Source organism: Aciduricibacillus chroicocephali, from assembly GCF_030762805.1.
GTDB classification, from domain to species: domain Bacteria; phylum Bacillota; class Bacilli; order Bacillales; family Amphibacillaceae; genus Aciduricibacillus; species Aciduricibacillus chroicocephali.
This window is the reverse complement of sequence record NZ_CP129113.1, coordinates 964,294-976,621: the sequence shown is the minus strand read 5'-3', so window position 1 is coordinate 976,621 and position 12,328 is coordinate 964,294. Positions and strand designations below refer to the sequence as shown.

Genomic DNA, 12,328 nt, shown 5'->3' with positions numbered 1-12,328 from the left:
AGAGTTCTTAATACCAATTGAAAGTTCAAGATAAAAAAGTAGGTGCCGAATATGTCTAAAAAAGTTATGCCGACTCCATTTTGGCAAGGTCAGTCCTTCGAAATTCAGACAGAGGATAAAAAGATATTCTACACACAATTTGCTGGCGAAAAAAATGGCGAGCTTTATATCCAGCGACCACAAGATAAAAAAAATATGTATATGAATATTTTACGTGGCGTCCCTGTAGTTGTCTTCTTTTTTGATATTGAAGAAGAAGGTCTATTTACATTCAAAACAAATATTTATATACTGCCTGACGGAATAGCCTATCTCGAAAAACCAGATCCCGAACAAATTGAAAAAGCTCAACGTAGACGTTTTTTCCGGGTCAAAATTGGAGTACCTATGACACTGGAACTGCCCGACCAGAAAACTTCCAGTAATACAATTGAACTATTCACTCATAATATAAGTGGCGGTGGTGTCGCATTCCTGCACCCGAAGAAAATTACCGAGACAGGTGATAAAGTATCCGGCATTTTACAATTAAAGACACCGAATTTCCAGTCTGATGTGCGTTTTGATGCAAAAGTTATAAGCATTGTCAAAACGGAACATGATGTTTTCCGCATTGCCCTTGAATTCTTAAAAATGAAAGAACCTGAACGAGCTGACATCATTAAATTCTGCATGTTCAAACAAGTTGAATTGCGCAATAAACTTAAAAATGACCGCATGTGATGAGACACATACGGTCATTTTTATATTTTATGTTTTTGCTGCGTTTGCTGCTCGTTTCAAATGAATGCTTGTAAATAAAATCAACCCGATCAGCAACAATTGAGGCAAAATCGTCTCCAGTGTCGGATAGATACCAAGCCAATTGATAAATGGTACATAATCAGCGACATGTACTGAAAAAATACCCGCAACCTGCAATGCATGAACACTTGCACCAACCATTTTAAAGGCCAAAATATAAATAAGCCAGGCAGCAATAGCGAAAAATGGTCGAAGCGGTATTCGCGAGCTAAATCGGATGATTACAAGAGCCAGTAAAGCTAGGATGACGAGGGCAGTCCCGATTCCGATTAACAGCTCTTTTAATTCAATTGCCGGAGCCATGCCGATGTAAAAGATAACTGTCTCAGCTCCCTCTCTAAAAATAGCGAGAAAACTCAAACTTGCCATCGAAAGCAAACTTCCTGTTGCAATCGCTTTGCCCATATTTCTTTCAAAATAAGCATTCCAGTTCAAGATATTTGAACGCTTGTGGAGCCAGGCACCAATGGAGAGCATCATGATGACTGCAGCAAGGCCGATTGTCCCTTCAAGTGTCTCTCGATTTTGGGCCCCACCAGCATTTGCGAAGAAGATAACCATCACAACTGCAAGGGCAAGACTTGCAATAATCCCAGCCCCTGCTCCTCCCCAAATCCATCTCTTTCCTTCACCATTATTCGCTCGCTTCAAAAATGCTATAAGTCCGGCAACGATTAGTATTGCTTCTATCCCCTCACGGAGCAAAATAAGCATTGCATCAACGAAATTATAAGATGTATTTGAAGAAAGGATTTTCAGACGGTCATGCAGGTCGCTGATTATGACAGATGCTTTATTATAATCAGGTTTTTCCGATTGTAATTTGCCGATTGCTGCTGGGATTTTATTTTCAACATCATTATATAATGATGGGTCTTTAATCCGAACTTCTCCTTCTACTGTAGGCCAAATTCGAATAATTTCCTGCAGCGGTTTGACAGCATTTACAGCTTTTTCATCTTTTATGGAAGTTTGAGATTGTTCAAGTAACTTTACTACATCATTAAGAGAAGACTTCTCCTTGGATTTCTCCTCTTTTTTTCCTTCCATAAAGCCTTTTACAGCTTCGATAAAACCATCATTACCTGTTTTGATTTGAGCCATGTTCACTGGTTTCTGCTCGAAACCAATGCGCATCATAGATAAATTCGTTTCAATTGCTCCATAAGAAGCAACACTGTCGGTACGAACAATCGCTTCATTTGCCGTCCAAGTTTTATTCAATTGATCATAAGCTGCTTTTGCACGATTCAAATCATTTTCATCAAGAGCCTTATCCAGTCGATCTGTAATAGGAAGAAGAACACCGAGTTTAGCCCGTTCTTTATTTTTATCTACAGGATGCAACGCTTCATCATAGGCTCGAACGGCATGTGAAGCTTCCTGCAGCGTGTTTTGGATTTTAGACCAGTCGTTTCGTTTCTCCACTTGCTCTTCAAGCATATTTGCTTTTTCTTTAATGGATGTGACTTCTTTCTCGTACTTATCTGTTGGTTTAATCTGTTCAGCAAATACAGAGAATTGTGCAGCTGAATCCTCAATGCCGCTCCAATCTTTTTGTTTCGCATGCATAATTGCTTCACCAATAGCTGCGTAACCGTCGTCAGCATTTGCAGCTCCCTGCTCGGCCGCAACATTCGATACACTCATGAAAGTGAAAACAATGCATAATAAGATCAATATCTTTTTCATTTTCTTACCCCCTTGCCGGCTCTTAGCTGAATAGTGTCTCACCAATCCAGCCACCCTTTCTGATGCCTGGCAAACAGGCAAAAATCGCACTGCCTCGGTGTGTAATATACTCATTCAATTTATCAGATTGTCCAAGCCTTTTTTGAACTGGGATGAATTGCTTGCTAGGAAAACGCTGGAAACACATAAAGAACAATCCTGCGTCCAAAGTACCTGTATTTGCTGCCATGCCAGATGAATAAGAGAAAGAGCGCCGATATAACGGTTGATCACCCTTCCCATGAGCCTGGCGGGCATGAGCATTAACTGGGATTACAAAGTTGCCCGCTTCATCCTTCCGGTCCAACCCAAGATCGGAAAATTCTTTTTCCTTACCTAGCGGCGCCCCAGTTATTCGATGCCGTCCAAACGTTTTCTCTTGCTCACCCAAGGCAGTTCTATCCCATACTTCAATATGCATTTGGATTCTTCTTACAACAAGGTAGCTTCCGCCTGTAAGCCAATTAGGACCATCTCCTGATTGTACCCAGACGTGTTTATCAAAGTCCATTTTTTTCTCAGGTGAAAGATTGACTGTTTCATCTTTGAACCCGAACAAATTTCTTGGCGTTTCATTTTTAGTATGTGGATTGTTTTTACCCTGGAATCCTTCCTGGCTCCATTTGAGTATCGCTTTACCCCTAGCGATTCGGACAAGATTCCGGATCGCATGGAAATTCACCTGTGCATCGTCGCTGCATACTTGAACGCATAAATCTCCATCACACCAATCTTTATCGAGCGCATCGAGTGAAAAGGCCGGCAACTTTTTGAGTTCTTGAGGAAGTTTATGTGCAATGCCAAAACGGTTTTTACCATTCTTTTTAAAGAGAGTCGGTCCCACGCCAAATGTCAGTGTCAGATTAGCTGTATCAAGTGCTGCTGCCTCACCTGTATCTTCAGGTGGCAAATAAACGCTATTCTGCGTTCCTCCGATCATTTCTCCTGATGCCATCGCAGCTGCTGCTTTCGTCCAATCTTTAAGCATTTCAATAAGCTCTGCACGGCTTTCTGTCTTAACATCGAATGAAGCGAAATAAAGCAATGCCGGTTTTGTTGTAGCGATGCCTGCCTGATGTTTTCCATAGAAAGGAATGGTGTTTTTATTTGCTTTGGCAGAATTGGAAGCGGATTCTCTCGCAGAGATTACACCGCCTAACCCACTCGCACCGATAATAACACCAAGACTGCCGATTCCTGCTGATTTTAATATCGTCCTTCTGGAATACGTCTTTTCAGGTTCAATGTTTTGATCTTGACCGGTTTCATTGCTTTTCATCTTTATCCCTCCAATGCAATGCCAATTTGGGAAAGTGGTTCTGCCAATTCGTTCACAGCACGGCTTAGTTCCTGAACTTCATCCTTTTTAAGTTTTGTGTAAGAAACATAGCCATCTCCGTCTTTATGCTTTTCCAAAAGTCCATATAAATTATCGAATCGCTTATCAATCGTTTTTGCGAGCTTCTCATCCTTCTTCTCAACAGTCGGCTTGAAAAGCTTAAATATTTCTTTTGCTCCGTCAACGTTTGCCACGAAATCATACAAGTCCGTATGAGAATAACGATCTTCTTCACCGGTAATCTTCGATGTAGACACTTCGTTAAGCAAATCGACAGCACCTGTAACTAGAACATCCGCGGTAATGTCTACTGTTTCAACTTTACTTCTCAGTACGTGAACGTCTTTCTTCAGCTGATCTGCATAATCCTTTACACCATCAGCAGAATTATCAACCCATAGCCCTTTCTCAATCCTATGATATCCAGTCCAATCTTCTTTCGGGACATCCCCTTCTCTTGCATCAATCTTCGGATCAAGATCAGCGAATGATTCAGCTATCGGTTCAGAGCGTTCATAATGCATTCTTGCCGGAGCATATAGTTTCTTCGCCTTTTCAACGTCTCCTGCTTTTACAGCATCTGTGAAAGCTGTCGTTTTTTCAACAAATTGGTCGAGTTCGTTGATTGCATACTCGCGGTATTCTGTCACAATACGCTTTTGTTCTTTTGCTGACATGCCAGATTGTGCTTCTTCTTTTTCTTTCGATTGGTTATTTTTTTCGTTTTCCTGAGTACATCCAAAAAGTAACGTCCCAGTCAAAGTTAAAATAGATAGGATCTTGATATTTTTATTCATAAGAAGGCCACCTTCCGAGTCATTTTCAATGATTATCGTTCTCAATTATAAAGGGAATCTCAGCTAGATTACAATCTATTTTTGAATTTTCCAGAAAAAAACGGCATTCTTCTAAATCACAGAAGTTGTTCAATCCATTTTTCTACAGTCTTATAAAAGTTGAAAATACTATGTTTCCAGAGTTTCCAAATAAAAAGTCGAGAAGCAATATGCTTCTCGACTAATCCCTAACGATTTTTACTTCTTACTTGATTACAAATTTTGTTCTTGAACAGCCTTCCTTCGTTTTCTTAACTTCCAATGTTGCCGGAAACATTGCTTTTAGTTCATGTACATGGGAAATGACCCCAATCATGCGGCCTGTTTTTTGAAGTCCAATAAGAGCGTCTATCGCTTTATGAAGAGATTCTTCATCAAGAGATCCGAAACCTTCATCGATGAACATCGTCTCAATGGAAACATTCCCTTGAAAACTCTGTATGACATCGGACATACCAAGTGCTAGACATAGAGAAGCATTAAATTTCTCTCCACCAGACAAAGTCTTTACATCCCGAGTTTGGCCAGTATAAGAATCATAAACATCTAGTCCCAGTCCACTTGCCTTACCGCGAGCTTCCTGACGATTACTATGAACGAGACGGAACTGGCCATTTGATAGTTCATGCAGACGTTCATTTGCGGCTTCTATGATTTGCTCCAAATATTCTATTTGCAAATAGCGTTCAAATGAAATCTTCCTTGGATTCTGTCCACGTAGTGTCTCATAGAGGTCAGTGATGATCGCACGTTCTCGTTCAATTTTATCAATTGCGTCACCCGTATCTGCAAGCTGCTGTTGCAGCAGTATTGCTGTCTGCAAATATTGTTTAGAATGATTGAGGTGTTGAAGTGCCCCTTCATATGCGTTCTTTAATTCCTGGATTTCTTCCCTCATCATATCTAAAGGAGTCCTTTGTTTGCCTTTCAATTTGCCAGAGAGCTCACTTATTCTCATTTGAAGAGAGTGCAAATGCTGGTTGAATGATTCCAGTCGGGCTTGACCTTGTTCTCTATCAACCGAATTCATTTTAGCCTTTTTATAACTCTCTTCAGAATCGAATCCTTTTTGCTCAAGAGAAACCGCAAATTGTAATTCAGCTTGTTTAAATCTTTTTTCAGCTTCCTCTTTATTAGCGAGAGCATTCCTTTTTTCAACTACCTGGCCTGCAAGCTCGGATTTAGCTTTTTCAGAATCTTGCATTGCTTTTTCGTAGGTTTGCTTCATATGGGAATACTTCTGCTCAACTTTAGAAAGCTCCTGTTCCAGCTTGCCATGATCGCGGAGGTTTTCAGGAATTCGTGTCAACTTATCTTCATATACACGGAGAGAAGATTCATAAACTGATTTAAACTTGTAAAACTCGCTTTCCAAATGAGCACACTGTTCTGTATGTTTTCGGCTTTCTAGTACCGTATGTTCATGTTTCTTTCTCTCTTCTAAAAGTTTCGTTCTTTGTTTTTCAAGTTTTGTAATTTCTAAGGAAAGCTGCTTTCCTTCTGTTACAGTCTCGTTATACGTATCCCTTGCTTTTGTGCAGTCAATACCTCTTTGTTCGAGTAAAACACCCAACCGTTTCTTCTCAGAGTTCGTGTTGTTTAAAGTCGCTTCTGCAGAACGAAAAGCATTTTCTTTCTGCTCTAACAAAAGTTTTTCTCTATTAAGTACGTCACGGCTGATTGCTGTTTCCGTTGAGACTGCTTTTTGAGGATGTTCAATACTGCCGCATACCGGGCAAGATTCCCCCTCATGTAAATGTTCTGCAAGCAAGGAAGCTTGACCATTAAGCCATTCATTTTCAACTTTTTTATAGCTTTTATAGAACTCTTTATACTCAATTTCTTCCCTCTGTACCAACTTCAAACTTTCTTCATACTTTTGTTGCAACGTCAAGTAATCAGAGAGCAGTTTACATATTTCACGCAGGTCGTTGCGCATTGCAATCTTTTCAGGAAGCTGATCGACTGCTTGTTCGAGTTCCTTAATGTATTTGTCAGCTTGAAGAAGCTGTTCATTTTTTGATATAAGTGCTTCTCTTTCTTTCTGCAAATTAAGTGAAGTCGCTTCTTGTTTTTTATGTGCCAGATCCCGTTCGTGGGCTGCAGCATTCAACTGTTCAAATATTGGCAGCAGATTTTGCAAATTAATTAATTCTTTTTGGCACTGCTGACGTTCATCTTCTTTGGCTATCTCATCTGTTAAACGTTTTTCAGCAACTTCCAGCCCTTCTTGCGCCTTCAGGAAACGATCATGTACTTGATTGGCAAAAGTTCTCTTATAATCAAGATCTTGCTGTAGCTGATTCCTTTGCTGTTCCTGCCACTCTATTTCTGCCGCTTTTCCAGCTTGTACAAGCCTCTCTTCAAGTTCTTTATATTGAGTTGATCGGGCTTCAAGTTCGGTGACTTCATTTTGTTTGCTCGCCATTTCATCGAATAATTTATTAACCTGTTCAGCTTCATAAAAAAGCTGCTGTTTCATTTCATGTTCTGTATAAACTTTTTCATACTCAAGCTTCTCTGTTTCGATCCGATCTTTATAGTACTCTATTTCCTGGCCAATACCTGCGCTAATATGCTCCATATGTTTATATTCTGCAGCGAGAGCAGCTGTCAAAGTTGAATCTTCTCTTTGTGGCAACGAAGTGGAAATGGAATGAATAAAATGTTCCTGATCCCGCTTCACCTGATCAAATGCCTTGTCTGTACGCTGCCTTTTTTCTTTGATAATTTCATTGAGATGATTGTATTTGGAAGTCTTGAATAATTGCCGTAAAATACTCTGCTTATTCTCTGCATCGGACGTGAGCAGCTTGCGAAATTCTCCTTGCGGCAGCATGACAATCTGTTTGAACTGTTTTTCTGTCAGTCCAATGATATCTTCAACTTTTTTATCGATCTCCGAAACTATTTGCCTGTCAACTGCAGGGATTTCTTTTTCATCTCTGATCTCAAAGAATTCATACCGCTCACCCGTTTTTGTTTTGTTCCCCAGCTTGACGTGGCCAGGCTGGCGCAGAATCCGATAAGTCCTGCCTCCAAGTTCAAAAAGGAGCTCTGCTGAAGTATGAACCTCATCATCGGCAAAGTCGCTTCGCATCAGGCGGCTTTCCCCTCTATCAGAACCGCTTGCACTTCCAAAAAGAGCAAAACAAATTCCATCAAATATAGTTGTTTTGCCCGCTCCTGTATTACCTGAGATAACATAAAGTCTGTTATCCCCAAGCTCTCGAAAATCAATTATTTCTGTATTTTTATACGGCCCGAATGCCGTCAGTTTCAATGTTAATGGTCTCATTTCGATTCAGCCCCCGCCTTGCGTACCATAACCGTTTCTCTTTCTTCATGAAGCCACTCATCGAGAATCTCTTTAAATAGATCCACAGTTCTGTCTGAAGGTTCATTTCCTTGCACTTCCTTATAAAAAGCTTCGAATCTCTCCATATCGGACATTTCGCTTCTTTTCTTAGCTGAGACCGTTTTGTCACCATTTGCCGAAGTGCTTAAATTGACTCTTTCAACATGCAAACAATTTGGATAGACAGAGCGAATCCTTTCCATTGGTGAAAGAATTGGCATTTCATCAAGCAGTCTGACAAAAACGTAGTCATCACAAATTGGTTGTTTCAGCAGATCATCCATTTTAGCTTCAACAATACGCAGATCACGGCGCGCTTCAAGCAATCTCTTTTCGACTTCTGTGTTTCCATCACCATCAATTTCAACAACGTAATAGCCTTTTTTATGTGTAGCTTCGGATGCTGAGTATTTAAGTATTGAGCCTGCATATCGAATTGTTTCATTTAATACATGATGTGCTTGGTGCAGGTGGCCGAGAGCCGTATAGTTGAAATCAACAAAATGGTGAGCACTTACATGCTCAGCTCCGCCTACAGAAAGGGGACGTTCTGAATCACTAGTATTTTCTTCCGGCTCTCCATGTGGCGTTACAAAAGCATGCCCTACGAAAACATTGCGCGCTTTATCTGACATGGAAGAATAAATCGTCTCACAGATCTTTTTCATTGCATCATCATGAGTACGAATTTCTTCATCTTCAAAGGCAGCTCTGACAACACTAGGATCACAATAAGGAACAAGATGAAAATGAACTTCACCGAATTCGTCCTTCATCACTACTGGCTCTCTCTCTTTTTGGAACTGACCGACGATATGGAAACCATTCTGCTCCATGATTGTACTGCCAAAATGGAGCCTGCTTGGACTGTCATGATTTCCTGCAACGGCAATAACAGGTATTTTCAAATCCAATACAATTTTGTCGAGCACTTCATTCAGAAGTTGCACAGCCTCTGTCGGAGGCACTGCCCTGTCATAGAGGTCACCAGCAATAATAATTGCATCAGGACGTTCATTTGCAGCATCCTCTACGAAACGATCCAATATGTAACGTTGGTCTTCTGTCATATAAAGACCCTGAACAAGTTTGCCAAGATGCCAATCTGCTGTATGAAAAAATTTCATTTGTATTACCTCTCTTTTTTATTAATAGCAAGGAAATTTAGATGAAGTGTTTGAAAGAATTATAATAGATCTAAGGAGGAAATTGCTGAGGATGAATCTATCATAGCAGATACACAAAATCGGAGCAAGCGTTCGTACTATTCTGATTATAGTTTGTTTTTGGTTCATGCCTATGTTATGCTATGGCTGATTAATGAATAAACTATCAAGCTACTAGGGGTGCCCACTATAAAGGCTGAGAGGATACATCCAACCCTTAAGAACCTGATCTGGCTCATACCAGCGGAGGGAAGTAGATGCGGATTTAATTCCGTTCAATTTCGCATACCCTCAAAAGCCGGTTTCAGCTGAAACCGGCTTTTTTATATGAATATGAAAGGATTTTGCCATTTGAAAAGAGTAAATGTAATGGCAGCCCTTGCTGCTCTTATCGCAATCGGTACACTCTGCTCTCAGTTTCTCTGGTTCCCTGCCGGCATTGCAAAAGCATATCCAGTCCAGCATGCAGTGAATGTCATCGCCGCCATCCTGTTCGGCCCCGGTCCTGCTGTTTTGGCAGCTTTCGTAATGGCCCTTGTACGCAATATGCTTGGAATTGGTTCTCTGCTCGCTTTTCCAGGAGGAATGATTGGCGCTTTATTCGCGGGTATCCTGTTCCGATTAAGCGGCCGTCCTTCTTTTGCAGCCATAGGAGAAATTATTGGAACAGGTATTGTTGCCTCATTAGTTGCTATTCCATTCGCGAAATTTTTTATGCATACATCTTTTGGTGTTTTTTTCTTCATGCCATCTTTTCTTATAAGCAGTATTTCTGGAGCGATAATCGGGCTCTTTCTTACTGTCAGACTTCGAAAAAATGTTTTTTCTACAAGTAGACTGACCCAATTCAAAAAGAGGTGAATTTGAATGAAAAACGTAAATTGTACATTAACAATTGCAGGTACTGACCCAACTGGCGGTGCTGGGATTCAAGCAGATTTAAAAACCTTTCAGGAATTAAGAACGTACGGCATGACCGTCATTACTTCTGTTTTGGCTCAGAATACAACTGGTGTACAAAAAGTACTCCACCAGCCAATTGATTTGATTGAAAGTCAGATTAACTCTGTTATCTCTGATATTCCTGTCGATGCTTTCAAAACAGGCATGATTGCCAACCTGGAAATGATGGAACTCCTTGAGAGGAAAATTCCTGAAATCGGTGTTCCCTATGTGATGGACCCTGTAATGGTCGCTACAAGCGGTGATTCATTGATCCATGAAGATGCACGTACTTTCCTCCGTGACAGACTTATGCCCTTCGCTAAAATTGTAACACCAAACATTCCAGAAGCAGAGAGTCTTATAGGCGTTGAAATAAAAACTCTTGATGATATGAAAGATGCAGCGGCAGCAATTGTAAGCCGTTATGGAGCACAATCAGCTCTCGTCAAAGGCGGGCACTTAAATGATCAGGCGGCAGATGTACTGTTTGATGGCAAAACAATGCACACTTTCACTTCCGAAAGAATCAACACGAAAAACACTCACGGTACAGGTTGCACCCTCTCTGCGGCGATAACAGCATATCTTGCAAAAGGCCTTTCACTATATGAGGCGGTAGAACTGTCGAAAAAATATATTACAGAAGCCATTCGTTATTCCTTTAATATCGGTAAAGGCAATGGGCCGACGAATCATTGGGCTCCTCGGATTGAAGGTTGAAGATCATGGAACAGAAAATACTCGATCAAGTACGAGCTCATACACCTCTAATTCATCATCTAACAAATCAAGTCGTAATGAATTTTAGTGCCAATGGCCTTCTCTCTTTTGGAGGCACGCCCATAATGGCGAAGTACATTGAATCTGCACCAGAAATCACAACAAAATCCAATGCTGTCCTGCTCAATATGGGTACGCTAACCCGTATAGACATAGAAACATATGTGAAGACAGGCCAAACTGCAAATGAATTAGGGATACCTGTAGTCTTTGATCCCGTTGGAATTGCTGGTTCAGTATTCAATAAAGAAGCAGGAAAAACAATACTAGATAATGTAAAAATGGATGTTATTAAAGGCAATGCCGGAGAGATGGCATATCTTGCCGATATTCCTTGGCAAACACGCGGAGTAGATGCTATTGGCAGTGGCGATGCGGAAAAAGTAGCACTTACTGTTGCCAAGAAATATGGAACAGCAGCAGTTGTAACTGGAGAGATCGACTATATTGCTGTGGGGAAAGATACTTTTAAGAACCGTACAGGCCACCCTCTTTTGGAAAAAATAACGGGCGGTGGTTGTCTGTTAGGTTCCATTATTGCAGCCTGCCTTACTGTTAAAGCAGATACAATTAAAAAAATTGGCACTGCTGTTGCTTTTTACGGTTTGGCAGCTCAACATGCTGCAAATCACCCTCAAGTGCATGGTCCCGGTACATTCCTTCCATATTTTATAGACGCACTTTCATATGATATTCTTGATATGAAGGAGGGATTCTCTAATGATATTTGACAGAAAACAGCTCCGCAAATATTTTGTCATGGGAAGCCAGAACTGTGTACGGGCACCAGGCATGTTACTAGAAGAAGCTGCCCGTTCAGGGATTACCGCATTTCAATTCCGCGAAAAAGGTCCTGGTTCAGTTTTTGGTGGTGACAAAATAAGACTTGGCAAAAGATTTCGTGATATATGTAAACGTTATAATATCCCTTTTATTATCAACGACGATATTGAACTCATTGATTTCCTTGAAGCAGATGGCATCCATCTTGGTCAGCAGGATGCAAAAGCTGATGAGATTCGTGCCAAATATCCAGACTTAATTATCGGTCTCTCTGTCTCCAATATGGAAGAAGCGAAATCACCTCAAATTGAATACGCCGACTATCTCGGTGCAGGTCCTGTATTCTGGACTGCGACAAAGGTAGATGCAAAGCAGGCAACAGGTGTTGAATGGATCGAGCAGCTCCGCGTCCTTTATCCTGACAAACCGATTGTCGGTATCGGTGGTATTAAGCCGGAGAATGCCCAGTCCGTTCTTGAGGCCGGCGCAGACGGTGTTGCTATCATCTCAGCGATTACCCGCTCTAAAAATGTACAAGAAACCATTGATCAACTCTAAAAATAAATTAATCCCTCACTCCAATTGG

General features: G+C 40.9%; 10 protein-coding genes and 1 riboswitch. Of the genes, 5 read left to right on the top strand and 5 right to left on the bottom strand.

What is annotated here, in order from left to right:
* Positions 1-51: 51 nt before the first annotated feature.
* Positions 52-723: a flagellar brake protein gene (locus tag QR721_RS05105; protein ID WP_348029376.1), complete on the top strand. Its 672-nt coding sequence runs from the start codon at positions 52-54 to the stop codon at positions 721-723.
* Between the two features lie 27 nt (positions 724-750).
* On the opposite strand, the gene QR721_RS05100 is transcribed toward QR721_RS05105, so the two are convergent.
* The 5 genes from QR721_RS05100 to QR721_RS05080 form a co-directional block, all read right to left on the bottom strand.
* Positions 751-2,496: an FTR1 family iron permease gene (locus QR721_RS05100; RefSeq protein ID WP_348029375.1), complete on the bottom strand. Its 1,746-nt coding sequence runs from the start codon at positions 2,494-2,496 to the stop codon at positions 751-753.
* A gap of 22 nt (positions 2,497-2,518) precedes the next feature.
* The gene (efeB, locus tag QR721_RS05095; protein ID WP_348029374.1) at positions 2,519-3,814 is read right to left on the bottom strand and encodes an iron uptake transporter deferrochelatase/peroxidase subunit; all 1,296 of its coding nucleotides are present in this window, start codon (positions 3,812-3,814) and stop codon (positions 2,519-2,521) included.
* Between the two features lie 2 nt (positions 3,815-3,816).
* On the bottom strand, positions 3,817-4,671 hold the full coding sequence (gene efeO / locus QR721_RS05090; RefSeq protein WP_348029373.1) for an iron uptake system protein EfeO: 855 nt from the start codon (positions 4,669-4,671) through the stop codon (positions 3,817-3,819).
* A gap of 244 nt (positions 4,672-4,915) precedes the next feature.
* Positions 4,916-8,008: an AAA family ATPase gene (locus QR721_RS05085; RefSeq protein WP_348029372.1), complete on the bottom strand. Its 3,093-nt coding sequence runs from the start codon at positions 8,006-8,008 to the stop codon at positions 4,916-4,918.
* Positions 8,005-9,195, bottom strand: a complete 1,191-nt coding sequence (locus QR721_RS05080) for an exonuclease SbcCD subunit D (protein WP_348029371.1) — start codon at positions 9,193-9,195, stop codon at positions 8,005-8,007. Before QR721_RS05080 ends, QR721_RS05085 begins: the two co-directional genes overlap by 4 nt.
* A 205-nt stretch (positions 9,196-9,400) precedes the next feature.
* A riboswitch (TPP riboswitch) is annotated at positions 9,401-9,503 on the top strand.
* An 82-nt stretch (positions 9,504-9,585) separates the two neighbouring features.
* Here QR721_RS05080 and thiW point away from each other — a divergent pair.
* The 4 genes from thiW to thiE are packed head-to-tail and all read left to right on the top strand — an operon-like array spanning position 9,586 to position 12,300.
* The gene (thiW, locus tag QR721_RS05075) at positions 9,586-10,095 is read left to right on the top strand and encodes an energy coupling factor transporter S component ThiW (protein WP_348029370.1); all 510 of its coding nucleotides are present in this window, start codon (positions 9,586-9,588) and stop codon (positions 10,093-10,095) included.
* A gap of 6 nt (positions 10,096-10,101) precedes the next feature.
* Positions 10,102-10,899: a bifunctional hydroxymethylpyrimidine kinase/phosphomethylpyrimidine kinase gene (thiD, locus tag QR721_RS05070; protein WP_348029369.1), complete on the top strand. Its 798-nt coding sequence runs from the start codon at positions 10,102-10,104 to the stop codon at positions 10,897-10,899.
* A 5-nt stretch (positions 10,900-10,904) separates the two neighbouring features.
* Complete coding sequence (gene thiM, locus QR721_RS05065) at positions 10,905-11,690, top strand: hydroxyethylthiazole kinase (protein ID WP_348029368.1); 786 nt, start codon at positions 10,905-10,907, stop codon at positions 11,688-11,690.
* Positions 11,680-12,300, top strand: coding sequence for a thiamine phosphate synthase (gene thiE / locus QR721_RS05060; protein ID WP_348029367.1), 621 nt, complete (start codon positions 11,680-11,682; stop codon positions 12,298-12,300). The genes thiM and thiE overlap by 11 nt, the downstream gene beginning before the upstream one ends.
* Positions 12,301-12,328 lie beyond the last annotated feature (28 nt).

Bases quoted from the DNA above. Each gene is read 5' to 3' on its own strand.
- thiD (WP_348029369.1), top strand. From the start codon at position 10,102: ATGAAAAACGTAAATTGTACATTAACAATTGCAGGTACTGACCCAACT.
- QR721_RS05085 (WP_348029372.1), bottom strand. From the start codon at position 8,008: ATGAGACCATTAACATTGAAACTGACGGCATTCGGGCCGTATAAAAAT.
- QR721_RS05105 (WP_348029376.1), top strand. From the start codon at position 52: ATGTCTAAAAAAGTTATGCCGACTCCATTTTGGCAAGGTCAGTCCTTC.
- thiE (WP_348029367.1), top strand. From the start codon at position 11,680: ATGATATTTGACAGAAAACAGCTCCGCAAATATTTTGTCATGGGAAGC.
- QR721_RS05080 (WP_348029371.1), bottom strand. From the start codon at position 9,195: ATGAAATTTTTTCATACAGCAGATTGGCATCTTGGCAAACTTGTTCAG.
- efeB (WP_348029374.1), bottom strand. From the start codon at position 3,814: ATGAAAAGCAATGAAACCGGTCAAGATCAAAACATTGAACCTGAAAAG.
- thiM (WP_348029368.1), top strand. From the start codon at position 10,905: ATGGAACAGAAAATACTCGATCAAGTACGAGCTCATACACCTCTAATT.
- QR721_RS05100 (WP_348029375.1), bottom strand. From the start codon at position 2,496: ATGAAAAAGATATTGATCTTATTATGCATTGTTTTCACTTTCATGAGT.
- efeO (WP_348029373.1), bottom strand. From the start codon at position 4,671: ATGAATAAAAATATCAAGATCCTATCTATTTTAACTTTGACTGGGACG.